We start from the raw sequence: 25563 nt of genomic DNA, 5'->3' as shown, positions 1-25563 counted from the left end.
TCGTGTGACAGCTGTGGCCATGGACACGACTGTTGCGGCAGCCGCTGAATAGTGTCGGCGTGACGGTTCGAAAGATGATTCGCCCCGACGACTTGGAGCATTCCGTGCACCGCAGATTCATCGTCCCGAGCGCAATCGCGGCCTCGCTGCTGCTGGCGATCCCGGCCTCGGCCGCCGAGGGCACCGTGGGCGCCCCGGGCATCGGCGACCCCTACTACCCGGCCAGTGGCAACGGCGGCTACGACGTGTCCCACTACGACCTGCGGCTGAAGTACCGGCCCTCGACCGATCTGCTGGAGGGCACGGCGACCATCCTCGCCACGACCACCCAGGAACTCACCCGATTCAACCTGGACTTCGGCCTGGACGTCTCCGAGGTGCGGGTCGACGGCAAGAAGGCCGGCCATGTGAAGAACGGCGAGCAGGAGCTGGAGATCACCCCGGCGGCCCCGCTGGCGAAGGGCAGATCCGTCACGGTGGTCGTGCGGTACGCCGGGAAGCCCTCCGAGGTGAAGATCAACGGCTGGACGTCCTGGGTCCGCACCCCGGACGGCGCGGTGGCCGCCCAGGAGCCGGAGTCGGCCGCCTGGTGGTACCCGAGCAACGACCACCCGCTGGACAAGGCGACGTACGACATCTCGGTCTCCGTCCCCGACGGCACCCAGGCGATCAGCAACGGCACGCTCCAGTCGCAGAGTTCGAAGCTCGGCTGGACCCGCTTCAACTGGCGCTCCGCCCAGCCGCAGGCGACCTATCTGACGACGCTGGCCGTCGGGAAGTTCGACATCACCACGGACACCACGTCGGACGGGCTGCCGGTCGTCAACGCCTACAGCAAGGACCTGGGTGCCAACGCCGGTGCGGCCCGCGCCAGCATCGAGCGGACCGCCGAGGTCGCCGAGTGGCTGACCGGCGTCTTCGGGCCGTACCCCTTCGACGCACTCGGCGGCTACTCCCCCAATGTGACCAGCGGCTTCGCCCTGGAGACCCAGACCAGGCCGTTCTACAGCCCCAAGCAGTTCGCGAGCGGCTCCAACGTCTCGGTCGTCGTCCATGAACTGGCACACCAGTGGTACGGCGACAGCGTGTCCCTCAAGGGCTGGAAGGACATCTGGATCAACGAGGGCTTCGCCCGCTACAGCCAGTGGCTGTGGTCGGAGAAGGAGGGCGAGGGAACCGCGCAGGAACTGGCGGACTACACCTACGCCCTGCACCCGGCCGGCGACCCCTTCTGGGAGGTGAAGCCGGGCGACCCGGGCCCCGACAACCAGTTCGACGCGGCCGTCTACGACCGGGGCGCGATGGCGCTCCAGGCGCTGCGCGACGAGCTGGGCGACGAGACGTTCTTCGCACTGCTCAAGGGCTGGCCGGCCGAGCACGCGTACGGCAACGCGAGCGTGAGCGACTTCGTGACGTACGCGGAGCGGGTCTCGGGCAAGCCGCTCGCCGCTCTCTTCGACGCCTGGCTGTTCCGCGCGGAGCGGCCCGGAGCCCCGGCGGCGGCCGGCCCGCACGCGCTGCACGCCGCCGGGCAGCCGGCCCGTCCCGCCTCCTGGAAGAAGATCGCGGCAACGAACTCGGTGCACGACCACCGCTGACCGGAACGCGGACCGGGTCCGGACACCGTCGTCCCTCCTCCTCCACATGGGACGACGGTGCCCCCGGCGGTGGGCCGGCGTCGCCGGTTAGGCTGATGGCGTCGGTGCTGTCCGGCCGGCCCCGGCCGTTTCCGGCCCGATTCCGCGTGTACGAGGAGCGTCCCTTGCCCGGTCCGTCCCACGGCCCCGCCGCCGATGCCCGCCCCACCCTGGAGGCGGTGGCGGCCCGCTCCAGGGTCTCCCGGGCGACGGTATCCCGGGTGGTGAACGGCGGGGCCGGGGTGCGCAAACCGCTGGCGGACCGGGTGCGCAAGGCGGTCGAGGAGCTCGGCTACGTACCGAACCACGCGGCCCGGACCCTGGTCACCCGGCGCAACGGCGCGGTCGCCGTGATCATCGACGAGCCGGAGTTCCGGATCTTCTCGGACCCGTTCTTCTCCCAGCAGATCCGTGGCATCAGCCGCGAACTCACCCTGCACGACTCCCAGTTGGTCCTGCTCCTGGTGGAGGGCAGCGGGGACTTCGACCGGGTCGCCCGCTATCTGGCCGGTGGCCATGTGGACGGTGTGCTGGCCTTCTCGCTGCACACCGACGACGAACTCCCCGCGATCATCCGCAGGTTCCGGGTGCCCACCGTGTACGGCGGCCGTCCGGGTCTGCCGGGCGCCGCGTCCGAACTGGCCGTCCCGTACGTCGACTGCGACAACCGCGGCGGCGCGGCCGCGGCCGTACGCCATCTCGTCGCCCTGGGGCGGCGGCGGATCGCGCACATCGCCGGACCGCCCGACCAGACCTCGGCCCTGGACCGGGTGGACGGCTACCGCGACGTGCTGCCCGACCACGATCCGGCGCTGCTCGTGCAGGGCGACTTCACCGTCGAGGGCGGCGCGCGGGCGATGGCGGAACTCCTCGATCGCCACCCTGGTCCGGACGCGGTCTTCGCCGCCAACGACCTGATGGCCTCGGGCGCCCTGCGGGTGCTGCGCGAGCGCGGCCGCGGCGTGCCGGACGAGGTGGCCCTGGTCGGCTTCGACGACATGGTGTCGATAGCCGAGGCCACCGATCCGCCGCTGACGACGGTCCGTCAGGATGTGGAGGGCATGGGTCGGTTGATGGTGCGGATGCTGATGAGCCGGCTCGACGGCGAGGCCGGGGGCGGCGAGCAGGATTCGGTGATCACACCGACCGAGCTGGTGCGCCGGGCCTCCGCGTGATCCCCCGCCGGGCCGCCCGCGCCCTGCGCGCGTACGGGAGATAGCGCAGCCGCTCGGGGAGCACCGGCACCACGCGCCGCACCACCCAGCTGAAGCGCCGCAGTCTGCGCTCCTGCCGGTCCGTCCACTCCAGCCCGATGGCCTCGCGTGCGTCCGGCGGCATCAGCCCGATGGTGACGAAGCGCCGGAACCGGGCCAGCGGAGGGAAGAGCACCGGCCACAGCGCCTTCAGCAGCAGCCTGAGCAGGAGGGGCCCGCGGTCCGGCGGCGGGACGGGGCGGTCGACGGCGACCAGGTCCTCGACGACCGCGGTCGCCTCGATCTCGTCGGCGAGCACCTTCCGGTAGTACGGCCAGAACTCCTCGATCGTCTGGGGCATGTCCCGGTCGCGGATGCCGAGGATCCTGCCGACCTGGAGCCACTCCCGGTACAGGGCGCGCTCCTGTGCCGGGGTGAGCGGCCGGACGAGATAGCGGGCGGCGTGCTGGTAGACCGGGAAGCCCGTGGCGTGCACCCATGCGTAGTTGGCGGGCGACAGTGCGTGGTAGCGGCGCCCCCGGGTGTCGGTGCCCTGGATGGTGCGGTGCAGGGCGCGCAGCCTGCGCCCCTCCTCGGCCGCCGCCCCGCCCCCGTAGACCCAGAGCTGGAGCGAGCGCAGGGACCTCTCGCCGCGCCCCCAGGGGTCCGTGCGGAAGACGGAGTGTTCGTCGACCCCGGCGCCGACCGCCGGGTGTGCCACCTGGAGGGTGAGCGCTGCGGGCAGCATCAGCAGGGCCCGGATGTCGCCGGAGAGGCTCCAGAGCACACCGCCGGGCGGGGGCGGTGCGGGGTCGAAGCCCCTGGCGGGTTCGCTGCTCATCTGTGCTCCCGGCGTTCGGCGGGCGCGCGGCTCGGCGCCCGGCCCCTGCGTGATCCAGTATGCGAGGGCTTCGGCAGTCGTGCGCACCGGCCCCCCGCGGCACACCGCCGCATACCCGGCCGTCGGCAGTGTTGACGGCACTCGTGAAACAAGTCGATAGTATTTGTAACTTTGACTCCCGGGCCGGACGATCCGTCACATCCCTTGTCAATCAGCAGAGTTGACCCTTCGAGCAGCGACAACCCGGGAAGGCGGACCCGCAGGGAGTCGGCACACGGACAGGAGGGCGCACCATGGGCCGCTACAGCCGCCTGCACGAGATACGCCGGATGGATCCGGCGCACGACTACGCCGAGATCCTTCGGCTGATCTCCCAGTACGAGTTCCCCTGGGACTACCGGCAGGGGGTGAGCGTCGCTTTCCTCCGGGACTACGGCGTTCCCCGGATCTCCGTGCTCCTCGACCGGACCCAGGAGTTCGAACGGGCCGGGCAGAAGCGGTTCGACGACACGGTGCTGATCGGGTACGAGATGGCCGCCGACGGCTTCGACTCGGAGCGCGGGCGGGCGGCCGCGCGCCACCTCAACCGGATCCACGGCAAGTACCGGATCCCGAACGACGACTTCCGCTACGTCCTCGCGACCACGGTCGTGGGGCCGAAGCGCTGGATCGACCGGTTCGGCTGGCGGCCGCTGTGCGCCCAGGAGGTCCAGGCGCTGGTGGAGGCCGGCCGGAAGACGGCGGCGATGATGGGGATCGAGGGGGTGCCCGACACGTACGAGGGGTTCGAGCGGCTCCTCGACTCCTACGAGGAGCGGATGTTCGCGTACGACCCGGCGAACCGGCGAGTCGCGAACGCCACGTTCCGTGTGATCGCGAGCTGGTATCCGCGTCCGCTGCGGCCCTTGGTGGCGAAGTTCGCGCTCGGGCTGCTGGACGAGCCGCTGCTGGCGGCGCTGGGCTTCCGGCCGCAGCCGCGGTGGGTGCGGACCTCGGCGTCGGCGGCCCTGCGGCTGCGCGCGCGTTGTGTGCGCCGGCTGCCGGCCCGGCCGCGCAGGTTTCCCGCTCGCCCGCAGCCCCGTTCGTACCCCTTCGGCTGGCGGCTCGACGACCTCGGACCGCACTGGGCCCGCAGCCGGCCCGTGGAACCCCTGCCCGACGAGACGGACGGCCACGCCGGTGGCGCTACCCGGCAGCGAGCAGCGGCACCAGATAGCGGCGGGCGAACTCCCGCACCTGGGTGTCGTCGTCCAGCTCGAAACAACTGACGGGGTTGAGGAGGAAGGAGACGGTGATCCGCACCATCAGTTCGGCGACCGGGGTCGGATCGCTCGCCGGCCGGCCCTCCGCGCGCCGGGCGTCGCGCAGCCGGTCGGCCAGGTACTCGCGGATGGCGAGGAAGGCCGGTTCGCTCTCCAGGGTCAGGAACGGCAGCATCGTCTCGGGCTCCAGCCTCAGCAGGCCGCCGATCAGCGGATGCTCGCGGATGTGCCGGAGAACCGCGGCGAAGCCTTCGACGAGCCGGTCCTCCGTCGTCGGCAGCGCGGCCACCGCGTCGTCCACCTCCACGACGAAGCGGCGGTACTCGCGCAGCAGGCAGGCGGAGACGAGGCTGTCCTTGTTGCCGATCCGCCGGTACACGGTCACCCGCGAGACCCTGGCGCGCTTGGCGACGTCGTCGACGGTGGAGCGGCGCAGCCCGAAGGTCATGAACTGCTCGCGCGCGGCGTCCAGGATCTGCTCGCTCAGCGCGTCGGAGGGCGGCGTCGTGCGGAGCGCCAGGGCCAGCCGTGTCTCGTCGGTGCTCCGTGCCGTCATGGCCCCTCTCCCGTTCCGCCGCGTCCACCCCCACCATAGGAGTCGATACGGAGTGACTCACCCCGTATCCCTGTATCAGCTGCGCGGGCACTCGGCGCGGCCGGGGGGGGCCCCCCGGGCCCGGCGGGCGCCCCCCCGGGGGTCCGGGGGGGGCCCCGACCCGGGTGCGACGGGTACTACTCGCAGGTCCCGGCGAACGTCTCGCGGGTCACCACGTCGGTGGCCGCCGCGGTCGTGTCCAGCCAGGCGACGCGCTGGCCGTCACCGAGCGAAGGGGCCAGCTGGGAGCCGGAGGAGCAGGAGACGCGGGTGTAGTTGTCGAGGCCCGCGAGGACATCGGCGGTCTTCGCGACCTTCACCTTGGTCGGTCCGCTCCAGGAGCCGAGAGCGCCCCAGAGGTCGTACGTGGAGTAGGCGAAGTACTCGTCGTTGACCGAGAACTGGGCGACGTACGTGGACGAGGGGTAGCGCAGCTTCGCGGCCCGGGTCAGGTCGTCGAGCGGTGCCGACATGAAGTTCGTGCTCGGGATCAGGAAGCCGCCGGTCTCACGCCAGAACACCCGGTCCGAGGTGATCTGGATGTCCGAGACGTAGTTGAAGAGGAAGCCGGCGATGCGCTTGATCTGTGTGGTGCCCTTCGCGATGTCGTGGACGTGGACGTAGGTGCCGTCGCCGCCGGCCCAGGCGATCCGGCCGTTCTTCATGGCGAGGCGGGCGGCCTTGGTGCCGGCCTCCGGGGTCAGGTTGACCGTGGTGCCGTCGGCCTTGCGGAGCATGACGTCCTGCTCGCCGTCGGCGGTGGTGCTGATGTAGGCGAGCGTGCCGTTGTCGGTCACCGGCTCGGTCTCGTCCGCGTCGGGGCGGTCGACGAGCTTCTTGATCGCGCCCTGGCCCTTCTCACCGGTCCGGTAGATGCCGATGCCGTCGGCGGTGATCCGGGTGAAGGCGATGCGGTCGTCGTCCAGGGAGGGGTCGAGCAGATAGGCGTCCTTCTGGGCCAGTTCGTGCTTCGGCTTCTTGCCGAAGCGGCCCACGGTGATACCGAAGGCGCCGCTGCCCTGGTCCCAGGCGATGGCGTCGCCGTGGCTGATGGCGTAGACGTCGCCGTTGATCTGGGCGGCCTGCTCGTCGACGCCGCCGTAGACCTCGTAGGCGGGCAGGATGTCGGCGCCGATGGTGGTGCCGTCGTGCGTGCCGCCCTTCTTCTCCCAGCCGGTCTGGATTCCGTGGTCGTCGAACGCCTTGGCGACGACGGCGAGATCGGCCTTCGAGACGTTCAGGGACTTGGCCGCGAGGGTGACCGCGTTGCGCATGTCGGTGAAGCCGGACAGCGGGGTGAGGTAGTTCTGCGCGGACCGGTAGATGATCCGGTCGGCGAGCTTGCTGTCGAGGTTCTTGCGCATGTCCCACAGCGCGCCGCCGACGATGGTGGAGTTGTAGTGCACCCCGCCGTTGTCGATGTCGAGCGTGATGGGCTCGTAGTCCTTCTGCGCGTCGCGTCCGTCGTTCAGGTCGCGCAGGGCGCACTCCTCCAGCGGCTTGGTGCCGTTGCAGAGGTACTCCCCGATGAGGCCGGACGTCGGGTCGCTCATCGCGACGCCCTTGTCGGCGGTCTCCATGGCGTTGCCGAAGTAGTCGGATATCGCCTCGTTGAGGGCGCCCGACTGGTTGAGGTAGACCAGCCCGGCGGAGTGCTCGGTGACCCCGTGCGTCATCTCGTGGCCGACGACGTCCAGGCCGACGGAGAGCGGTACGCCGTCCATGTGGCCGTAGACCATCTTGGAGCCGTCCCAGAAGGCGTTGGCGTAGTCCTTGCCGTTCGCGGCGACGTTGACGACGGAGTGGATCGTGCCGCCCTTGCCGTCGACACCGTCGCGTCCGATCTGGTTCTTGTAGTACTCGTACACCTTCGCCGCGTTCAGGTGTGCGTCGACCGCGCCCGACGAGGTGTTGGCGCCGTCGAAGCGGTCGCTCGCCGATGTGCCGAGCCGGATGTCGTCGGTGACCGGGCCGCCGGCGACGTCCGTGTACTGCTTGCGGTTCGCGTCGTACGTACGGATCTGGCCGCCGGTCCGCGGGTACATGTCGCGCGTCGAGTCGACGAGCGTGTACGAGCCGTCCGCCTCCTTGTTGAGGTCCAGTTCCGCCTCGCTGCCGTCGACGCGTACGCCCGTCCCCTGCGCGGGCGACGCGTCCGCCGCGTCGATGTTGTTGTACGAGAGCGCGATGCCGCCCACCCGCGCGTCGACGTACACCTCCTGGCGCACCGGGCTGCCGTTCGCCCTGCCGCCGGTGACCGTGAAGTGCCAGGCCAGCCTGCCGCCCCGGGTGTCGGGCAGCACGGACAGGCCATGTGCCTCGGTCTTCGCGCCCCGCACGCCGGACAGGCCGCGGTCGAGCGTGAACATCCGCTGCTTCGCGGCGGCTTCGGTCACCTTCGGCGTGGTGGAGACGGTGAGGTCGGTGTAGAGCGTGCCGGTCGCGGACGTGATCTGCTGACCGCCGTCGGCGGCCCGGGTCTGCACCGCGTACTGCGCGCCGAACACCGGGACGCCGTCGTGCTTCTGCTGGAAGCGCACCGAGGACTGCTCGCCGTCCTTGGTGGTCCTCACCGTCTTCAGGTCGGAGACCGGAACCCTGTACGTGTCCTCATGTGCCTTGATGTGGGCCCGGGCGGCCTGGGCCGGGGTGCCCTCGCGTGCGGTCCTGTCCAGGCCCTGCGTCATCGCCGGGGCGACACCCACCGGGTCCGTCGCCGGCGCCGTGGCGGTGTCGTCCGCCCAGGCCGGCGCAGCCAGCAGTGACGCGCCGGTCGCGGCGGCGACCACTCCGGTCGCCAGCATCCGCAGCACGTTCGTTCGTCTCACGGGACCTCCCCATCGCACACCTGCGCCTGAACCACGGGGGCTCGGGCGTTGACGTGCTGATCGTTCGCCATGGGGGTTACGTGAACAAGGGATGGAGCTGGCGCGAAAGTGCCGTGGCGTAATTACGCCTCAGGAGTTGTCCGTGACAGGCGAGTTGTCCGAGGTGTCGGCCAGCCATCCGGCGCGTGCGGCGTACCAGCCGAGCTGGAAGCGGGTCGCCGCGCCCACTTCGTCCATCAGCGCGTGCAGCCGCCGCTGGACGGTGCGGTGCCCCATGCCCAGCTGACGCGCTATCGCCGCGTCGGTCAGGCCGACGTGGAGGAGCGCCACGATCTGCCGGTCGATCGCCGCGACGGGAGCCTCCCGTTCCTCCTCCGTGCCGGAGGCGCTCAGGCGCCAGCCCTTGTCGAAGTGCTCCTCGAAGAGCGATACCAGAGCGGTGAGCAGACCTGTCCGGTGCACGACGAGCGCCACCGGTTCGGCCTCGCGCTCGGGGTGCAGCGGCAGCAGGGCGACGCGGCGGTCCACGATGGCAAGCTTGATCGGCAGCCGGTCCGTGACGGAGATGTGCTGCCCCTGGGCGACGCAGGAGGCCAGTACGGCCGCGGTCGCCGGATGCTCCAGCCATTCACGTTCGACGACGCTGCGCACGTCCACGCCGCGGCGCACCATCTCGGCGTCGACCTCTTCGTGGTTGTCCTCGAAACTCAGCACCGCGGGCACGTGCCTGGCCGGCACCAGCGTGCACACCTCGGTCCTGGCCTGACGCTGCATGCTCAGCAGGCGACGCCGGATCGCCGCGGGACCGGACAGCACCTCCACCGGTGCCCCCGACGCGTGCGACTGTGCGGCGCGGTGGCGTTCGGTGAGGTCTCCCACCAGCGACTCGACCCGGTGCAGCGCGGCCCGGCGGGCTTCGAGGAGCGGCCCGAGCGCGAGGACGGGCGAGGCGGCCCGGTACCGGACGGTGCCGTCGGTGTCCGGCCGCGAGGCGCTGGCGAGCCCGCGATCGACGAGCGAGCCGAGCGCACGCGCCACCGCCGGGCCGGCCAACGGGCTCATGAGAGCGCCGGGCTCGCTGTCGGGGCGGTCCACCAGCAGGCGGTAGACCGCGTCCTCGTCCGTTCCGAGGCCGAGCAGGGTCAGCAGCGACATGTCCACCGGCTCGCGCGGTGCGGCTGCTTCGGGGCGCCCGGACTCCCCGCGCCCCGTCCCGGCACCCGTCACCGACCCCACCCCTTCCCGCCGCCCCTCGACCGGGGTCAGATTATCCGGCGGAACACGGCCGGACAGCTCCTAAGGGCTGTCCCGCAATTCCTGGCGGGCGTGCGACGACAGCTACGGCACCTCGCCGCGTTGTCGGAACGTCCATATACATCCAGTATGTGGACGTCCCTCCGCCTTGCGATGCACCGCATCTGACGCCGCACGCTGTTCCACCAGGAATTGCGGGACAGCCCTTAGTCGAAGTCGTACACCGTCACCGGTATGCCCCGGCCGGTGAGCCGCTGCTCTATCAGGGGCTCGATCCGGGACCACTTCCCGCCCGCGAGCCCGCAGCCGATCCGCGGCATGTGGACCGAGGCCCCCAGCTCGCGGGCCCGGACGGCCACCGCCTCCAGGGCCGTGTCGATCGCCTCGTAGCGCACCGGAGCCCCGTTGCTGCCCGTGCGCATCCCCCGCTGGCCCACCATGTTCGCCACCCAGATGTGCGGACTCACCTGCACGAACTGCACCGCGCCGAGGGCGAAGTCATTGCCCGCGCGCTCCCGGTGCCAGCGGCGGTAGGCCGCCTCGGGCTCGGGCCAGCGGCGCGAGACGGCCAGGACGAACCCCTTGCCCCAGCCGCCGAGGTCGTTGCAGACATGGACGATCAGCTTGGCACCCTTGCCATGGGGCGCGGTCGCGTCCCCCCGTACATACGCGATCTCGGACATGACATCAGGCTACGTCCCGCCACTGACACCGGGCACTTTCACATCAATGGTGAGACAGCAATACTGTTGCACCGGGGCGGGCCACGCGTACAGCCGCTCGCCCTCAGGGTCGGACACGAGGAGCAGACATGGCGACCGGCACCGAGGAGCCGACGCTCACCGTCGACGAGCTGGCGGCGCGCGCCGGTGTCACGGTACGCACCGTGCGTTTCTACAGCACCCGGGGTCTGCTGCCGCCCCCGGTGATCGGACCGCGACGGGTCGGGCACTACGGCCACGAGCACCTGTCCAGGCTGGCGCTCATCGAGGAGCTCCAGCACCAGGGCATGACGCTGGCCGCGATCGAACGCTATCTGGAGCAGCTGCCGCCGGACCTGAGCGCGCACGACCTGGCGATCCACCGCGCGCTGGTGGCCTCCTGGGCACCCGACTCGGCGGAGGACGCGACGCGGGCGGAGCTGGAGCGGCGGGCCGGCCGGGCGCTGACCGACCAGGACATCGCGCGGCTGGCCGCGATGGGTGTGCTGGAGCGCGCGGAGCCGGTCGACGGGAGCTACCGGGTGGATCCGGGGCTGCTGCGGCTCGGCGTGGAGCTGCTCGGTGTGCCGATCGCCCACGAGACGATCCTGGCCGCCCGTACGGTGCTGCTGGAGCACTCCCGGTCCGCCGCGCAGGACCTGACCCGGCTGTTCCGGGACGAGGTCTGGGGTCCGTACCGCGAGCGGGAGGCGGATCCCGAGCACGTGGCGGCGATGAAGTCGCTGTCCGCCCACATGCAGCCGATGGTGCTCCAGGCGCTGGTGACCGCGTTCCAGCGGTCGTTGAAGCAGGAGCTGCGGGCCGCGTTCACGGCGGAGTGAACGCGGCCCGCGGGGTGGCCGCCGGCCGTGCGGCTCAGTCGTGGAAGGTCTCGCCCTTCTCGGCCTTCTCCACGAGCAGCGCGGGCGGCAGGAAGCGGTCGCCGTACCGCTCGGCGAGCTCCCGGGCGCGGGCGACGAAGCCGGGCAGACCGCCCTCGTAGCCGTTGATGTACTGGAGCACGCCGCCGGTCCACGGCGGGAATCCGATGCCCATGATGGAGCCGATGTTGGCGTCGGCGACGGTGATCAGGACGTTCTCCTCCAGGCAGCGGACACTGTCCAGCGCCTCGGAGAACAGCATCCGCTCCTTCATGTCGATGAAGGGGATGTCGGTGTCGGGCTTCGTGAAGTGCTCCCGCAGGCCCGGCCAGAGGCGGGTGCGCCTGCCGCTCTCGTCGTACTCGTAGAAGCCGGCGCCACCGCTGCGTCCCGGCCGGCCGAACTCGTCGACCATCCGGTCGATGACCGCGTCCGACGGGTGTCCGGGCCAGCTGCCGCCCGCCTCCTCGACGGCCCGCCTGGTCTCGTTGCGGATCTTGCGGGGCAGGGTCAGCGTCAGCTCGTCCATCAGCGAGAGCACCTTGGCCGGGTACCCGGACTGTGCGGCGGCCTGCTCGACGGAGGCCGGCTCGACGCCCTCGCCGACCATGGCGACGCCCTCGTTGATGAACTGGCCGATCACGCGCGAGGTGAAGAAGCCGCGCGAGTCGTTGACCACGATCGGGGTCTTCTTGATCCGGCGGACCAGGTCGAAGGCGCGGGCCAGGGCCTCGTCGCCGGTCTGTCCGCCCTTGATGATCTCGACCAGCGGCATCTTGTCGACGGGCGAGAAGAAGTGCAGGCCGATGAAGTCGGCCGGCCGCGAGACGCCTTCGGCGAGGACGGTGATGGGCAGCGTCGAGGTGTTGGAGCAGAGCAGCGCGTCCGGCTCGATGATGTCCTGGATCTCCTGGAACACCTTGTGCTTGAGCGCGGTGTCCTCGAAGACGGCCTCGATGACGGCGTCGCAGCCGGCCAGGTCGGCCGGGTCGCCGGTCGGGGTGATCCGGGCCAGCAGCTCGTCGCGCTTGGCCTCGGTGGTGCGGCCGCGAGAGAGCGCCTTGTCGAGCAGCTTCTCGCTGTACGCCTTGCCCTTGGCGGCGGCCTCGGTGGAGACGTCCTTGAGGACGACCTCGATGCCGGCACGGGCGCAGGAGTACGCGATGCCGGCGCCCATCATCCCGGCGCCGAGCACGGCGACCTTGGTGACCTGGCGCTCCTCGATGCCCTTGGGGCGGCTGGCACCGGAGTTGACGGCCTGGAGGTCGAAGAAGAACGCCTGGATCATGTTCTTCGCGACCTGGCCGGTGACCAGCTCGGTGAAGTACCGGGCCTCGATGGTCAGCGCGGTCTCGAAGTCCACCTGGGAGCCCTCGACCGCGGCGGCCAGGATGTTGCGGGGCGCGGGCATCGGGGCGCCCGCGAGCTGCTTCTTCAGGTTGGACGGGAAGGCCGGCAGGTTGGCGGCGAACTTCGGGTTGGACGGGGTGCCGCCGGGGATCCGGTAGCCCTTGACGTCCCAGGGCTGCTGGGACTCGGGGTGGGCGTCGATGAAGGCGCGGGCCTTTTCGAGCATCTCCTCGCGGGTGGCGGCGACCTCGTGGACCAGGCCGTTCTCCAGGGCGCGCGACGGGGTGTACTGGGTGCCCTGGAGGAGGACCTTCAGCAGTGCGTCGGCGATGCCCATCAGGCGTACGGTTCGGGTGACTCCACCACCGGCGGGCAGCAGGCCGAGGGTGACCTCGGGCAGACCGATCCGGGAGCCGGGGGCGTCGAGCGCGACGCGGTGGTGGGCGGCGAGCGCGATCTCGTAACCGCCGCCGAGCGCGGCGCCGTTGATGGCGGCGACGACGGGGACGCCGAGGGTCTCGATGCGGCGCAGCGAGTTCTTGATGGCGGTGCCGGTGTCGAAGGCGAGCTGGGCGTTCGAAGGACCGATCCTGATCATGTCCTTGAGGTCGCCGCCCGCGAAGAAGGTCTTCTTGGCGGAGGTGTAGATGATGCCGCGGATGGCGTCCTTCTCGGCCTCGGCGCGGTCGGCGACGGCCGCGATGGAGTCCTTGAACGCCTGGTTCATCGTGTTGGCGGACTGGTTCGGGTCGTCGAGTACGAGGGTGACGACGCCGGTCTCGTCCTGTTCCCAGCGGATGGTCGTGCTCTCGGTCATGTGTCTGTCTTCTCCGTAAGCAGGGGTGGCCGGGGACGGTCAGAGACGCTCGATCACGGTGGCGATGCCCATGCCGCCGCCGACGCAGAGGGTGGCGAGGCCGTACCGCTGGTCGCGGCGCTCCAGTTCGTCGATGAGGGTGCCGAGGATCATCGCGCCGGTGGCGCCGAGCGGGTGGCCCAGCGCGATGGCGCCGCCGTTGACGTTGATCTTGTCGAGCGAGAGCCCCATGTCCCTGGCGAAGCGGAGGACGACCCCGGCGAACGCCTCGTTGATCTCGACGAGGTCGATGTCGTCGATGGTCAGCCCGGCCTTGGCGAGGGCCTTGCGGGTGGCGGGCGCGGGGCCGGTGAGCATGATCGTGGGCTCGGAGCCGGAGACGGCGGCGGAGACGATCCGGGCGCGCGGCGTGAGTCCGTAGCGCTCGCCCACCTCCTTGTTGCCGATCGCGACGAGTGCGGCGCCGTCGACGATGCCGGAGGAGTTGCCCGCGTGGTGGACGTGGTCGATCTTCTCGACCCAGTGGTACTTCTGGAGCGCCACCGCGTCGAAGCCGCCCATCTCGCCGATCGCGGCGAAGGACGGCTTGAGCGCGGCGAGCGAGTCGGCGGTGGTGCCGGGCCGCATGTGCTCGTCGTGGTCGAGCACGACGAGGCCGTTGCGGTCCTTGACGGGGACGACGGAGCGGGCGAACCGGCCGTCCTTCCACGCCTCGGCGGCGCGTTCCTGGGAGAGCGCGGCGAATTCGTCGACGTCGCGGCGGCTGAAGCCCTCGATGGTGGCGATGAGGTCGGCGCCGACGCCCTGCGGGGCGAAGCCGGTCTCGAAGTTGGTCATCGGGTCCATCGCCCAGGCGCCGCCGTCGGAGCCCATCGGCACCCGGGACATCGACTCGACGCCACCGGCGAGTACGAGGTCCTCCCAGCCCGAGCGGACCTTGGCGGCGGCCAGGTTGACGGCCTCCAGACCGGAGGCGCAGAAGCGGTTCTCCTGTACGCCCGCGACGGTGTCCGGGAGGCCGGCCGCGATGGCGGCGATCCGGGCGATGTCGGAGCCCTGGTCGCCCAGCGGGCTGACCACGCCGAGGACGATGTCGTCGACGGCCGCCGGGTCGAGGCCGGGGAAGCGGCTGCGGATCTCGTGGATGAGGCCGACGACGAGGTCGATCGGCTTGGTGCCGTGCAGGGCGCCATTGGCCTTGCCGCGGCCGCGCGGGGTGCGGATCGCGTCGTAGACAAACGCTTCGGTACTCAAGACAGCAGCCTTTCGAGGGTGGTTGTGCGACAGGATCAGGCGAGCAGCGAGCGGCCGATGATCTCCTTCATGATCTCGGTCGTGCCGCCGTAGATGGTCTGGATGCGGCCGTCGGTGAATGCCCTGGCGACCGGGTATTCCGCCATGTAGCCGTATCCGCCGTGGAGTTGGAGACAGCGGTCGGCGGCGCGCTTCTGCAGTTCGGTGGCCCACCACTTGGCCATCGACGCGTGCACGGCGTCGAGCGTGCCGTCGGAGTGGTCGACGATGCAGCGGTCGATGAAGGTGCGGGTGACGGCGCACTCGGTGGCCATCTCGGCGATCTCGAACCGGATGTGCTGAAGCTTGGAGAGCGGCCTTCCGAAGGCCTCGCGTTCCTTGACGTACTTCGTGGTGATCTCCAGGAGATGCTCCGCGGCGGCGATCCCGGCGACCGCTATGCCCATCCGTTCCTGTGCCAGATTGGTCATGAGATGGATGAAGGCGCCGTCCCGTTCGCCCAGCAGGTTCTCCTTGGGCACGCGGACGTCGTCGAAGAACAGCTCTGCGGTGTCCTGGGACTTCTGGCCGATCTTGTCGAGGTTGCGGCCCCGCTCGAAGCCCTCCGCGCCGCGTTCGACGACGATCAGTGAGAGCCCCTTCGCGCCGCCCTCCGGGGTGGTCCTGGCGACCACGACCACCAGGTCGGCGAGGATGCCGTTGGAGATGAAGGTCTTGGAGCCGTTGAGCAGCCAGTGGTCGCCCTTGTCCTCGGCGGTGGTGCGGATGCCCTGGAGGTCGGAGCCCGCGCCGGGCTCGGTCATGGCGATGGCGGTGATGGTCTCGCCGCTGCAGAATCCGGGCAGCCAGCGCCGCTTCTGCTCGTCGGTGGCGAGGCCGGTGAGATAGGGGCCGATGATGTCGTTGTGCAGCCCGAGCGCGAGGCCCGGGGCGCCGGCCCGGGTGAACTCCTCGGCGAGGACGGCGCTGTAGCGGAAGTCGGTGTTGCCGCCGCCCCCGTACTCCTCGGGCACGGCGAGGCCCAGCAGCCCCTGCCGGCCGGCCGCGAGCCATGCCTCGCGCGAGACGATGCCGTCCTTCTCCCACTGCTCGTAGTGCGGGAGGACCTCCTTCGTGAGGAAGGTGCGCACGGTCTCGCGGAACGCCTCGTGCTCTTCGGTGAAGATCTGCCGCTGCACTGCGTGCCTCCTGGAACCAGTTCTTGACGGTGGGGGCCGGCCGGTCCGGTGCGGGACGGCCGGGGATCGCTTCGGGCCGTTCGTCAGCCGGCGTCCTGCTCCGGGGGCCGCGCGATGCCCGGTACGCCCCAGTCGGCGGCCACCTCCGCGGTGTCGGCGCCGGGCCGGGCGGGTGCGCAGCGTACGGAGACGGGGGTCGCGGAGAAGCGCGGGGCGGGCGCCGGCTGGGTGAGCCCGTCGTGCTCGACGAAGGTGGAGCGGGCGGCGAGGTGCGGGTGGTGCGGCGCCTCGCGGAGGGAGAGGACGGGGGCGACGCAGGCGTCCGAGCCCTCGAACACCTCGGTCCACTCGGCACGCGTACGGGTTCTGAACCGGCCGGCGACGACGGTGCGCAGTTCCTCCCAGCGGCCGATGTCGCCCCGGTCCGGCGCGTCGTCCCCGATCCCGAGGAGCCTGCCGAACTCCTCGTAGAAGCGCTGTTCCAGCGGCCCGACCGCCATGTACTGGCCGTCGGCGGTCTCGTACGTGCCGTAGAAGGGGCAGCCGCCGTCCAGGAGGTTGGAGCCGCGCCGGTCCTGCCAGCCGCCGGCCGCCAGCATTCCGTGGATCATCATGGCGAGATGGGAGGCACCGTCGACGATGGCCGCGTCCACGACCTGGCCCCGGCCGCCGGGGGTGCGGGCGTGCTGAAGGGCGGCGAGCACACCGACGACGAGATAGAGCGAGCCGCCCGCGTAGTCGCCGACGAGATTGGCCGGGACGGTCGGCGGCTCGCCGGGCTTGCCGATCATGGAGAGGGTGCCGGTGAGCGCGATGTAGGCGACGTCGTGGCCGGCCCGCTCGGCGAGCGGTCCGTCCTGGCCCCAGCCGGTCATCCGCCCGTAGACGAGCCGCGGGTTGCGGGCCAGCGCCGCGTCGGGGCCGACGCCGAGGCGTTCGGCGACGCCCGGCCGGTAGCCCTCGATCAGGATGTCGGCGCGCTCGACGAGATCGAGCACCCGGGCGGCCCCGTCCTCGGCCTTGAGGTCGACGAGCACGGAGCGTTTGTTGCGGTTGGTGAGGTCGTACGCGGGGTCGATGCCCAGCCCCGCACCGCCGGGCCGGTCGACCCTGACGACGTCGGCGCCGAGGTCGGCCAGGAGCATCGCGGCGAACGGGCCGGGTCCGATGCCTGCCAGTTCGACCACCCGCACCCCTGACAGCGGGCCGTGCGAGCCGTGCTCCGTCGTTGCCATCGAGCCCCCAGCGGTGTGACACAACTGATGTAACAGCGATGATGCTAAGAATGCGCCGCGCTCCGCACAACCCCTTGGGGCGAGCAAGCGCTTAGTTCTTTCCCCCGGATCCTCTCTCACGGGGGCCGCCCGGCCGCACACCGCCACGATCCCTCCGCTAACCTCTGCCTGCCACATCGGCGCCGGCCCCGCGGAGGCACTCATGAACAGGCAGAACGGGGCAGAACGCCCCTTTGACATAATCCTCTTCGGCGCCACCGGCTTCGTGGGCGCCCTCACCGCCGAATACCTCGCCGCGCACGCACCCTCCGGCTGCCGCTGGGCCGTGGCCGGACGCGACCGGGCCAAGCTGGAGCGCCTGCGCGAACGGCTCACCGCGATCGACCCGCGCTGCGCGGAGCTCCCGCTGCTGCACGCCGACGCCGGGGACGAGCACGCGCTGCGCGAACTCGCCGAGTCCGCCCATGTGGTGGCCACGACGGTGGGCCCCTACGTCTGGTACGGCGAGAAGCTGGTCGCGGCCTGCGCCGAGGCGGGGACGGACTACGCGGACCTCACCGGCGAGGCGGAGTTCGTGGACCGGATGTATCTGGAGCACGACGCGCGGGCCCGCGAGACCGGGGCCAGGATCGTGCACGCCTGCGGCTTCGACTCCGTACCGCACGACCTCGGGGTGTACTTCACCGTTCAGCAGCTGCCGCGGGACGTGCCCCTGACCGTCGACGGCTTCGTACGCAGCAACGCCGTCTTCTCCGGCGGCACGTTCGCCTCGGCGCTCACCGCGATGGGCCGGGGTACCCGGATGCTGAGCGCCGCCCGGGAGCGCCGGCTGCACGAACCGCGGCTGGTCGCCCGCCGCGCCCGCGCCCTGCTCGGCACCCCGCACTTCAGTGCGGAGACCGGCACCTGGGCGCTCCCGCTGCCGACGCTGGACCCGCAGGTCGTCGAACGCTCGGCGCGCGTACTGGCCCGCTACGGCCCCGACTTCCGCTACCGCCACTTCGCCTCGGTGCGCCGCCTGCCCGTGGCACTCGGCGGCACGGCCGCGGTCGGTGCCCTGCTGGGCGCCGCGCAGGTCCCGGCGGCCCGGTCCTGGCTGATGGAGAGGTACGAGCCGGGCAAGGGGCCGGACGCGGAGCGCCGCCGGCGCAGCTGGTTCACCGTGCGCTTCGTCGGCGAGGGCGGCGGGCACCGGGTCCTCACCGAGGTCTCGGGCGGCGACCCCGGCTACGACGAGACGGCGAAGATGCTCGCCGAGTCCGCGCTCTGTCTGGCCCTGGACGAGCTCCCGCCGACATCGGGGCAGGTCACCACGGCCGCCGCGATGGGGGACGCGCTGCTGGGGCGGCTGCGTTCGGCCGGGCTGCGCTTCCGGGTCGCGTCGGCCCGCTGAGCGACGGCCGCCCGGGGCGGGTGGGCGGCGCGTGCCCGTGGTGACCCGCGCCGGCCGTGGTGACCCGCGCCGGCCGGGGGGACGCGCACTCGTACGGGTGATGTCCATCGCGCGCCCGGATCTCTCCGCGCCACGGGCGGCGGGCCCGCGACCACCCGTTCCGCCACGTATGCGCAGGCAGGAGCACCTCCGGGAAGGGGTGGGTGCGAAGCGGCCCTCCGGGGCCGGCGGGCCGGCCGCCCCTCGGCCGTCCGGTACGGAACGGGGCTTTCACTACGATCTGCGTCCCGCGGGTCGGCGCACCTGGGCACGTTCCCGATGCACGGCGTTGACCTGCGGCTACGCACACGGAGAGTCGGGGAAGAACCATGACGGACAACACTGTGGCGGGCCGTGACGAGCAGCCGGGGCGAGTGCTCGCCGAGTTGCTGAGGCACTGGTGGGAGTCGTCGGCCCGCGACGGCCGCGAGAAGCCCACTCAGCAGTCCCTCGCCAAACGGCTCGGTGTCGACCAGACCACCCTTTCGCGCTATCTGAATCCCGCCCACGCCTCCAACGCACCACGCAGGATCGTCGAGCAGCTGCACTCGGCGCTGCGGGCTCCGGCAGACGACCTGGTCCGGGCGTGCCTCCTGGCCGACGCGGCGGCAGGGGCGGCCCCGTCCCGCAGGCGCCCGGCGGCCACGGCCGCGCCTGGAACGGCGTCCGTGCCCGCCGGACCGGCCGACCCGCGCGGGACGGCGACCCGTCGGCGGGACCGCTCCCCCGTCGCGTATCCGACCCTGGCCGTCGCCTCGCTCCTGCTGCTCGTGCTCGGCGGCTTCGTGTGGTGGCTGGCGCCGACCGCCGGACAGAGCGACGCCAAGGCCACGGCGCACGTGTCGGACCGCCCGTCGGAGGGCACGGACTGGCCGTTGGCCCGCATGGGCAATGTGCTCTGGAAGGCGCGTACGGTGCAGCTGCTGCTGCGGGCCAACGGCTTCGACGTGAAGGTCGACGCCGACTACGGTCCGGCCACGGCGCGGGCCGTGAAGCAGTTCCAGTCCGCACACGGTCTGACCCCGGACGGCAAGGTCGGGAAGGACACCTGGCCCCTGCTGATCATCACGGTCGACTCGCGCGCCACCGAGCCCGACGCCGTCACGGCGGTGCAGTACCTGCTGCACCACGCCGGTGTGCCGACCGACAGCACCGGTACGTACACCCCCTCGACCATGCGGTCGCTCAAGGAGTTCCAGGAGTCCCGGAATCTGCCGGCGACGGGTACCGCGGACGAGGACACCTGGCGCGCGCTGCTCAACGCCCAGGGACCGGATCAGCACACCTAGGGCCACGGGCGGGCGGACCGGGCGCGGCTGTGCGCCATGGGCTCAGAGCGCCCAGGAGACCAGCGTGCAGATCATCGAGACGGCCCAGGCCACTCCCGCGATCATTCCGAGTGTCATCCCTATCGCGACCCGGCGCTGAGCGAGGTAGACGGTGCCGGGTCGCGTGGTCGTTCGATGTTCGTTCATGCGTACAAGCTTGCCGGTGATGATCGGCAAACGGTATCCGTACGCGTACTCACGCGCCCCGCACCGTCAGGCGGCCGCCTCCCGCAGCGCCTTCCGGCAGAGCGAGTCGGCCCTGCGGGTGGTCTCCGGCTGACGGAAGTCACGGGCCAGCAGCAGGGTGTGGGCACAGGCGTTGTCCAGGCCGGTCCGGTGTCCGACCGACACGAATACGGGCTTCACGCCGTCCTGGGTACGCAGCGCCCGGCCCACCTCCTCCTCGCCGTCGAGCAGCGGGGACCAGTCGCCGCGACGGGGGCCCGGCTGCTCGTACGAGAAGGTGAACGGGTTCTTGGCGACGCCGATCACCGGGAGGCCGGTGAGCACGCCGAGGTGGCTGGCGAGTCCGAAGCGGCGCGGGTGCGCCCGGCCGTATCCGTCGCAGATCACCAGTCCGGGGTCGACCGGCAGGGATTCGAGCGCGGCCAGCACCGTCGGGATCTCCCGGAAGGCGAGGAGGCCGGGGACGTACGGGAAGGTGACCCGGCCGACGGCGGTGGTCTCGGCGACCACTTCGAACGTCGCCCCGTCCAGGACGACCGCCGCCGCGACGACGACATCGCGCTCGTCGTCGTAGGCGACGTCCACCCCCGTGACCCGGCCGGTTCCGGGCGGCGGGCCGGGTTCGTCGAGCACCACCCGGGAGCCCAGGGTGTCCTGGACGGCCCGGGCTTCGGCCTCACCGGCGGGCATCGGAAGGTTCGTCATGGTGCGGCCGAGTCTAAGCGCTGTCCGCCGGACGGGCCCGGGGGGCCGCCGCGGCCCGGCGTCCCCGTAGCCTGGCGGTCATGTTTGTACTCGAACTGACCTACACCGCCCCGGTCGAGCGCGTCGACGAACTGCTCCAGGACCACGTCGTCTGGCTGGACGCGCAGTACGCGGCTGGGTTGTTCATCGCGTCGGGCCGCAAGAACCCGCGCGACGGCGGGGTGATCCTGGCCGTCGGGGACGACCGCGCGGCGATCGAGAGGATCGTCTCGCAGGATCCGTTCTCGGTGCAGGGCGTGTGCGCGTACCGCATCACCGAGTTCATCGCGACGAAGACCTCCGACGAACTCGCTCCCTACCGGCAGCAGTTGCCCGGATAGCGGGCCCGAGAACGGAACGGGCCGCCGTGCCGTGGAGTACGCACGCCGTCGACCTCCGGTCCGACCGTGTGATCAAGACGTTCCGGCCCGGCAGTCACGCGGAGTGCGGGCGGGAGTGGCGCGCGCTCGGACTTCTCGCCGCGTACGCACCGGGCCTGGCCCCGGTCCCGCACAGTGTGGACCTCTCGGCGGAGGAACCGGTGGTGGTGATGGAGCGCGTGCCGGGTGCGCCGCTGCGTGGTCGGCCGCTCGACGACCGAAGGCTGCGGGCCCTGGCCGCGGCCGTCGACGAGCTGTACGCGGCGGTCCCGGCCGATGTCCTGACCGGGATCCCCGTGCGGCCCGGCCGGCAGCAGCGGCTCGCCGCCCAGATCCGTGCCTGGGTGCCGCAGGTCCGCCCGCGGGCCGGCGGCGAGGTGGTCGAGGCCATGGACCGCGGTCTCGCCTGGCTCTCCCGTTCGGGCATGGACCGGGCCGACGCGCCGCACGTCCCGGTGGTGTTCGGTCCGGGGGACGGCAACCTCGCCAACTATCTGTGGGACGGCTCTCGTGTGCGGGTCGTCGACTTCGAGGACTCCGGTCTCAGCGACCGGCCCTTCGAACTGGCGGAGATCACGGAACACGTGGGCGGCTGGACCGGCCCGCCGCTCGACGCGGAGGCGTTCCTCGATCTGTTCGACCTGACCCCCGCCGAACGTGCGCGGCTGCCGGAATGCCGCAGACTGCTTGCGCTCGTCTGGTTGTTCCTCCTGTCCTTCGACGACCCCCGCAACACGCCGGGAACGGCCGAACGGCAAGCAGCCCGGCTGTCCGGGCTGCTCGCCTGAGGCCGGCCGGAGCCACGGGCAGGCCGCCCCGCTGTCCGCCCGACGGCGCGGGGAGGCGGCGGGGAAGCCCCGCGGACCCGTGGTGGTCCCGGCTACCGGGCCGGACGCCGTCCCGCGTGTGCCACACGGCCCTTCTCCCCCGCGGCCCAGCAGCCGCCGTCCGGGGTGCAGTCGACGGTGTCGTACGAGCCGGTGTCGACCGTGCGCCAGGTACGGCCGCCGTCCGTCGTGAGGTCGGTGCCGGTCGGGCCGACCGCCAGCGCGCCGGACCTGCTGTGCGGCAGCCAGGCGACGCCCGAGCGGTAGGCGGTGGGCGGGGCGGCGGCCTGTTGCCAGCTGCGGCCCGCGTCGCCCGTCACGGCCGCGGCGTTCGGCGACGGCTCTCCGGCGCGGTAGTCGCCGCCGACCGCGATGCCGTGGTGGCGGTCGCGGAAGGCGAGCCCGAAGACGCCGCGGGCCGGGTCGCCGGCCGGGACGGTCGATTCGGTCGCGGTCCAGGTGAGCCCGCGGTCGGCGGAGTGCAGCACCCGTCCGGTGGCGGCGCCTCCGGTGGCGAGCCAGACGTCCCGGGGGCCCGACGAGACCAGGCACTGGCCGCTTGCGGCGAATCCCGCCTCACCGGGCCGGGCCGGCGGCATGCCCGCGTCGGGCAGCACCCGCCAGTTCCGCCCGCCGTCCGACGTGGACAGGATGCGGTACTTGCCGTCCACGGGATCGCTCATCGCCAGTCCGTGCCGGCTGTCGAAGAAGGTGAGGCAGTCGTAGAAGGCACGTGCGTCGGTGTTGCGGAACGACTCCGTCCAGCTCGCTCCCCCGTCGTCCGTGCGGAACACCCGGGAGGCCTCGCCCTCCCCGATGGCCAGGGCCACCGCGCGCCGGCCGTCGAACGCCTCGATGTCGCGGAACTCCAGCGCCTCCCCGGCCGCGCCCGGCGGCGACACGTCGCGCCAGTGCCTGCCCCCGTCCACGGTGCGCAGCACCGTGCCCCCGGTGCCCGCGACCCAGGCGGTGCGGCGGCTGACGGCGGAGAGGCCGCGGAAGCGGGCGTCGGTCCCGGTGTCGGTGAGCGTCCAGGCCGGCCGTTCGCCGGGCCGGTGGTGTTCCCACGGTGCCGCCGCGGCTGCCGGTGTGGCCAGTGCCGCGGTCAGCGCCGCCGCACAGAGCCCCCAGGACATCAGTCGTCTCGTCTTCCCCTTGACCATCATGGCGCTGGAAGCTAGCCCACGAGCCGTGCCCAGTCCAGGGCACGTTGCCGGGGAGCGGCCGGGCGGCGGGTCCTGGCGGTGATACAGCTCACGCCACCTTCCGGTGCACGGATGAGGGACTTCCCTCGTCTGTATCAGTGCCGGGAACCGTTCATCTGGCCGAGAAAGGGAGCAGGTCTTGTCCACAGTCATCGAGCAGTCCGTGCAGGCCCGCATGGTCGCGTCCGCACCGCGGATGGAGACCCTTCCCGCCACGCTTCACTACGACCCGAAGGATCCGTTCGCCGTACGCATGGCGTTTCCCGCTCCGGCGACCCTGGAAGGCACCGAGGTCGCCTGGGAGTTCTCCCGCGAGCTGCTGGCGGCGGGGATGGACGGGGCGGCCGGTGTCGGGGACGTACGAGTCAGGCCGTACGGCTACGAGCGCACGGTCCTGGAGTTCCATGCCGTCGAGGGAATCGCGATGGTGCACGTCCGCACCGCGGAGCTGCGCCGTTTTCTGGAGCGGGCGCAGGAAATGGTGCCCGTCGGCGACGAACACCGGTTCCTGGATCTCGACCGCGGCCTGACCGATCTGCTCGGCGGGCCCTGCTGAGGCCCAGGCCTTGCAGCCGCCGGACGGGGTCAGCGCGGGTGCCAGCCCCCAGTCCCCGCCCTGTGCGCCGACCGCGGCGGCCAGCAGCCACATGCTGTCGCTGCGGCGCTCCCGGCACTGCTCGGACCTGACGGCCGAGCCGTGGGAGGGGTGCTGGTCGTAGAGGGTGATGCGGAGTGCGTCGAACTGCCAGTGCACCCGCAGCAGCATCTCCCGGTCCGGGGTGAACCGGTAGGCGGTGGCGACCAGTTCCGAGGCGGCGAGTACGGCCGTCTCCCGGAGGTCGGCCAGGCCGTGCCGGGAGAGAAGATCACTCACGGCGCCGCGTGCGAGGCCGGCGCAGAAGGCGCCGCCGGGCAGTGCGAACGAATAACTCAGGTTGTCCGCCACCGGTGGGTGGGGTCCGGCCGACGCGACGGCCGGAACACAACGCAGTGCGCCCTTCATCAAGATGCTCACATTTCGGTAATTGTGGTGACGATCACACATAGGCGCGATCGCCGCGTGTGAGACTGGCGCTACCGACCGTAGCGCACCCCGGAGCACAGTGCTACTACTTGTGCGGTTCCGGTCATTTCGCTCCCCACTCCCGGAAGGAACCGCACCTTGCCACCCAGAAGCACCCCGACCGCCCGACAGCAGCGACTCGGGTACGAACTACGCAAACTGCGCGAGCAGTCGGGCATGCCGGTGCAGCAGGCCGCCGCACTGCTCGGCGTCGACCGCACCCGCATCCCGAACATCGAATCGGGGCGGTTCGGCATCAGCGCCGAACGGGTGCGCACCCTCGCCTTCAACTACGGCTGCCCGGACACCGGCCTGGTCGAGCTGCTCGCCGAGATGACCCAGGAGCGCGCCAGGGGCTGGTGGGAGGAGCACCGCGGACTGCTGCTGCCGGCGCTGCTCGACATCGCTGAACTGGAGCACCACGCAGTGGAGTTGACGACCTCCACGACCACGCACATCCCCGGCCTCCTGCAGACCGAGGAGCATGCGCGGGCGGTCTTCGACACGGCCGATCCGCGGCTGCCCGGACCCGATCTGACGGCCAGGCTGTCGCTGCGGCTGCGCCGCCAGGAGGTACTGGAGCGGGACCGTCCGCCGATGTACGAGTCGGTGGTCCACGAGGCGGCGCTGCGCATGCAGTTCGGCGGCCCGAAGGTGGCGCGGGCCCAACTGGAGCACATCCTGCGGCAGTCCGAGCGGGACCGGATCACGGTCCGGGTGATCCCGTTCACGGCCGGCGGTTTCCCGGGCGCCGGACAGTCGTTCACGTACGTGGGCGCCCCGGTGCCGCAGCTCGACACCGTGCAGCTCGATTCCTCGCATGGTTCGATGCTGCTGGACTCCGACATGCAACTGCGCCGCTATCGCGGCCTGTTGGAGCGCCTGCGCACACTCGCGCTGCCCGTCGAGGAGTCGCGCGACTTCATCCGATCCATAGTCCAGGACCTCTGAGGAGCGACCATGACCGATATCTACTGGGACGAGGCCTTCTGCAGCGAGGGCGCCAACTGCTTCCGCTTCGGACTCGACGACCAGGGCAGGGCGTACATCGGCTCCACCACGGACACCACCACCCATGTCAGCGACTCCGTGGAGGCGCTGCGGGCACTGATCTCCGCGGTGAAGTCCGGCGCGGCGGACCACCTGCTCTGACCGCACGGCCCGACCGCGCCCGCGCCCCCCGCAATGGTTCGCTCCGAGTACGCCGACACCTCTGAGCGCCCCGAGGCCGGGGGCCGGCCGGTCCCGGTCAACCGGAATCCGCCGCAACGGATCCCCCCGCGGCATGCCGCACCGACTCCCGTTCACCGCCCCGCACACCCCTCGGACCTGCGCACATAACGTTACGTAACCGGGCATCGTGAGAGCGGGC

General features: G+C 71.5%; 23 protein-coding genes. 11 read left to right on the top strand and 12 right to left on the bottom strand.

The window, feature by feature from the left end; all coding sequences use genetic code 11:
• The first annotated feature begins 104 nt into the window (after positions 1 to 104).
• Together AADR41_RS02430 and AADR41_RS02425 are read left to right on the top strand one after the other, a co-directional pair.
• Positions 105 to 1598, top strand: coding sequence for a M1 family metallopeptidase (locus AADR41_RS02430; RefSeq protein WP_342279698.1), 1494 nt, complete (start codon positions 105 to 107; stop codon positions 1596 to 1598).
• 164 nt (positions 1599 to 1762) lie between these two features.
• Positions 1763 to 2812, top strand: a complete 1050-nt coding sequence (locus AADR41_RS02425) for a LacI family DNA-binding transcriptional regulator (RefSeq protein WP_342279697.1) — start codon at positions 1763 to 1765, stop codon at positions 2810 to 2812.
• On the opposite strand, the gene AADR41_RS02420 is transcribed toward AADR41_RS02425, so the two are convergent.
• The gene (locus AADR41_RS02420; protein WP_342279696.1) at positions 2775 to 3671 is read right to left on the bottom strand and encodes an oxygenase MpaB family protein; all 897 of its coding nucleotides are present in this window, start codon (positions 3669 to 3671) and stop codon (positions 2775 to 2777) included. The genes AADR41_RS02425 and AADR41_RS02420 overlap by 38 nt on opposite strands.
• A gap of 293 nt (positions 3672 to 3964) precedes the next feature.
• Between AADR41_RS02420 and AADR41_RS02415 the strand changes: the two genes are divergently transcribed.
• Positions 3965 to 4939, top strand: coding sequence for an oxygenase MpaB family protein (locus AADR41_RS02415; RefSeq protein ID WP_342279695.1), 975 nt, complete (start codon positions 3965 to 3967; stop codon positions 4937 to 4939).
• Here AADR41_RS02415 and AADR41_RS02410 read toward each other — a convergent pair.
• The 4 genes from AADR41_RS02410 to AADR41_RS02395 form a co-directional block, all read right to left on the bottom strand.
• Positions 4857 to 5489, bottom strand: coding sequence for a TetR/AcrR family transcriptional regulator (locus AADR41_RS02410; RefSeq protein ID WP_342279694.1), 633 nt, complete (start codon positions 5487 to 5489; stop codon positions 4857 to 4859). The two genes, AADR41_RS02415 and AADR41_RS02410, sit on opposite strands and share 83 nt — an antisense overlap.
• A 176-nt stretch (positions 5490 to 5665) precedes the next feature.
• Positions 5666 to 8356 (bottom strand): M4 family metallopeptidase, encoded by a 2691-nt coding sequence (locus AADR41_RS02405; RefSeq protein ID WP_342279693.1) that lies wholly within the window; start codon positions 8354 to 8356, stop codon positions 5666 to 5668.
• A 129-nt stretch (positions 8357 to 8485) separates the two neighbouring features.
• Positions 8486 to 9583: a helix-turn-helix transcriptional regulator gene (locus AADR41_RS02400; protein ID WP_342279692.1), complete on the bottom strand. Its 1098-nt coding sequence runs from the start codon at positions 9581 to 9583 to the stop codon at positions 8486 to 8488.
• A gap of 233 nt (positions 9584 to 9816) precedes the next feature.
• The gene (locus AADR41_RS02395; RefSeq protein WP_342279691.1) at positions 9817 to 10293 is read right to left on the bottom strand and encodes a macro domain-containing protein; all 477 of its coding nucleotides are present in this window, start codon (positions 10291 to 10293) and stop codon (positions 9817 to 9819) included.
• A gap of 128 nt (positions 10294 to 10421) precedes the next feature.
• On the opposite strand from AADR41_RS02395, the gene AADR41_RS02390 reads away from it, so the two are divergent.
• On the top strand, positions 10422 to 11153 hold the full coding sequence (locus AADR41_RS02390; RefSeq protein WP_342279690.1) for a MerR family transcriptional regulator: 732 nt from the start codon (positions 10422 to 10424) through the stop codon (positions 11151 to 11153).
• 34 nt (positions 11154 to 11187) lie between these two features.
• Here AADR41_RS02390 and AADR41_RS02385 read toward each other — a convergent pair whose 3' ends face one another.
• The 4 genes from AADR41_RS02385 to AADR41_RS02370 form a co-directional block, all read right to left on the bottom strand.
• Complete coding sequence (locus AADR41_RS02385; RefSeq protein WP_342279689.1) at positions 11188 to 13359, bottom strand: 3-hydroxyacyl-CoA dehydrogenase NAD-binding domain-containing protein; 2172 nt, start codon at positions 13357 to 13359, stop codon at positions 11188 to 11190.
• 39 nt (positions 13360 to 13398) lie between these two features.
• Positions 13399 to 14613, bottom strand: a complete 1215-nt coding sequence (locus AADR41_RS02380; protein WP_342279688.1) for an acetyl-CoA C-acetyltransferase — start codon at positions 14611 to 14613, stop codon at positions 13399 to 13401.
• Between the two features lie 35 nt (positions 14614 to 14648).
• A complete protein-coding gene (locus AADR41_RS02375; protein ID WP_342279687.1) occupies positions 14649 to 15791 on the bottom strand; it encodes an acyl-CoA dehydrogenase family protein in 1143 nt (380 codons plus the stop codon).
• 83 nt (positions 15792 to 15874) lie between these two features.
• A complete protein-coding gene (locus tag AADR41_RS02370) occupies positions 15875 to 17026 on the bottom strand; it encodes a CaiB/BaiF CoA transferase family protein (protein WP_342279686.1) in 1152 nt (383 codons plus the stop codon).
• Positions 17027 to 17228: 202 nt separating this feature from the next.
• Here AADR41_RS02370 and AADR41_RS02365 point away from each other — a divergent pair, with 202 nt between their 5' ends.
• Positions 17229 to 18419 (top strand): saccharopine dehydrogenase family protein, encoded by a 1191-nt coding sequence (locus AADR41_RS02365; RefSeq protein ID WP_342279685.1) that lies wholly within the window; start codon positions 17229 to 17231, stop codon positions 18417 to 18419.
• A 368-nt stretch (positions 18420 to 18787) separates the two neighbouring features.
• Positions 18788 to 19747 (top strand): peptidoglycan-binding protein, encoded by a 960-nt coding sequence (locus AADR41_RS02360; RefSeq protein WP_342279684.1) that lies wholly within the window; start codon positions 18788 to 18790, stop codon positions 19745 to 19747.
• A 42-nt stretch (positions 19748 to 19789) separates the two neighbouring features.
• Here the strand turns inward: AADR41_RS02360 and mmpA are convergent, their stop codons facing one another.
• Both mmpA and AADR41_RS02350 read right to left on the bottom strand, forming a co-directional pair.
• On the bottom strand, positions 19790 to 19933 hold the full coding sequence (mmpA, locus tag AADR41_RS02355) for a morphogenic membrane protein MmpA (RefSeq protein ID WP_342279683.1): 144 nt from the start codon (positions 19931 to 19933) through the stop codon (positions 19790 to 19792).
• Between the two features lie 66 nt (positions 19934 to 19999).
• Complete coding sequence (locus AADR41_RS02350; RefSeq protein ID WP_342279682.1) at positions 20000 to 20677, bottom strand: endonuclease V; 678 nt, start codon at positions 20675 to 20677, stop codon at positions 20000 to 20002.
• An 80-nt stretch (positions 20678 to 20757) separates the two neighbouring features.
• Between AADR41_RS02350 and AADR41_RS02345 the strand changes: the two genes are divergently transcribed.
• Together AADR41_RS02345 and AADR41_RS02340 are read left to right on the top strand one after the other, a co-directional pair.
• Positions 20758 to 21057 carry a YciI family protein gene (locus tag AADR41_RS02345; RefSeq protein ID WP_342279681.1) on the top strand — a complete coding sequence of 100 codons (300 nt, stop codon included), beginning with the start codon at positions 20758 to 20760 and terminating at the stop codon, positions 21055 to 21057.
• Positions 21058 to 21083: 26 nt separating this feature from the next.
• Positions 21084 to 21884 carry a phosphotransferase family protein gene (locus AADR41_RS02340; protein WP_342279680.1) on the top strand — a complete coding sequence of 267 codons (801 nt, stop codon included), beginning with the start codon at positions 21084 to 21086 and terminating at the stop codon, positions 21882 to 21884.
• A 92-nt stretch (positions 21885 to 21976) separates the two neighbouring features.
• Here AADR41_RS02340 and AADR41_RS02335 read toward each other — a convergent pair whose 3' ends face one another.
• On the bottom strand, positions 21977 to 23089 hold the full coding sequence (locus AADR41_RS02335) for a WD40/YVTN/BNR-like repeat-containing protein (RefSeq protein WP_342279679.1): 1113 nt from the start codon (positions 23087 to 23089) through the stop codon (positions 21977 to 21979).
• A gap of 178 nt (positions 23090 to 23267) precedes the next feature.
• Between AADR41_RS02335 and AADR41_RS02330 the strand changes: the two genes are divergently transcribed.
• From AADR41_RS02330 to AADR41_RS02320, 3 genes are all read left to right on the top strand, one after another.
• Positions 23268 to 23684 carry an SsgA family sporulation/cell division regulator gene (locus tag AADR41_RS02330; RefSeq protein ID WP_266909825.1) on the top strand — a complete coding sequence of 139 codons (417 nt, stop codon included), beginning with the start codon at positions 23268 to 23270 and terminating at the stop codon, positions 23682 to 23684.
• 606 nt (positions 23685 to 24290) lie between these two features.
• The gene (locus tag AADR41_RS02325) at positions 24291 to 25142 is read left to right on the top strand and encodes a Scr1 family TA system antitoxin-like transcriptional regulator (RefSeq protein WP_342279678.1); all 852 of its coding nucleotides are present in this window, start codon (positions 24291 to 24293) and stop codon (positions 25140 to 25142) included.
• Between the two features lie 9 nt (positions 25143 to 25151).
• Positions 25152 to 25343 (top strand): hypothetical protein, encoded by a 192-nt coding sequence (locus AADR41_RS02320; protein ID WP_342279676.1) that lies wholly within the window; start codon positions 25152 to 25154, stop codon positions 25341 to 25343.
• Positions 25344 to 25563 lie beyond the last annotated feature (220 nt).

This window comes from Streptomyces sp. CLV115 (assembly GCF_038448545.1).
GTDB classification, from domain to species: domain Bacteria; phylum Actinomycetota; class Actinomycetes; order Streptomycetales; family Streptomycetaceae; genus Streptomyces; species Streptomyces sanglieri.
Note: the sequence above shows the minus strand (reverse complement) of the source record. Positions and strands in the feature narration are given on the sequence as shown.

Coding starts and splice junctions, on each gene's coding strand:
- AADR41_RS02420 (WP_342279696.1), bottom strand. CDS start 3,671: ATGAGCAGCGAACCCGCCAGGGGCTTCGACCCCGCACCGCCCCCGCCC.
- AADR41_RS02415 (WP_342279695.1), top strand. CDS start 3,965: ATGGGCCGCTACAGCCGCCTGCACGAGATACGCCGGATGGATCCGGCG.
- AADR41_RS02410 (WP_342279694.1), bottom strand. CDS start 5,489: ATGACGGCACGGAGCACCGACGAGACACGGCTGGCCCTGGCGCTCCGC.
- AADR41_RS02395 (WP_342279691.1), bottom strand. CDS start 10,293: ATGTCCGAGATCGCGTATGTACGGGGGGACGCGACCGCGCCCCATGGC.
- AADR41_RS02390 (WP_342279690.1), top strand. CDS start 10,422: ATGGCGACCGGCACCGAGGAGCCGACGCTCACCGTCGACGAGCTGGCG.
- AADR41_RS02385 (WP_342279689.1), bottom strand. CDS start 13,359: ATGACCGAGAGCACGACCATCCGCTGGGAACAGGACGAGACCGGCGTC.
- AADR41_RS02370 (WP_342279686.1), bottom strand. CDS start 17,026: ATGGCAACGACGGAGCACGGCTCGCACGGCCCGCTGTCAGGGGTGCGG.
- AADR41_RS02365 (WP_342279685.1), top strand. CDS start 17,229: ATGAACAGGCAGAACGGGGCAGAACGCCCCTTTGACATAATCCTCTTC.
- AADR41_RS02360 (WP_342279684.1), top strand. CDS start 18,788: ATGACGGACAACACTGTGGCGGGCCGTGACGAGCAGCCGGGGCGAGTG.
- mmpA (WP_342279683.1), bottom strand. CDS start 19,933: ATGAACGAACATCGAACGACCACGCGACCCGGCACCGTCTACCTCGCT.
- AADR41_RS02350 (WP_342279682.1), bottom strand. CDS start 20,677: ATGACGAACCTTCCGATGCCCGCCGGTGAGGCCGAAGCCCGGGCCGTC.
- AADR41_RS02345 (WP_342279681.1), top strand. CDS start 20,758: ATGTTTGTACTCGAACTGACCTACACCGCCCCGGTCGAGCGCGTCGAC.
- AADR41_RS02335 (WP_342279679.1), bottom strand. CDS start 23,089: ATGATGGTCAAGGGGAAGACGAGACGACTGATGTCCTGGGGGCTCTGT.
- AADR41_RS02320 (WP_342279676.1), top strand. CDS start 25,152: ATGACCGATATCTACTGGGACGAGGCCTTCTGCAGCGAGGGCGCCAAC.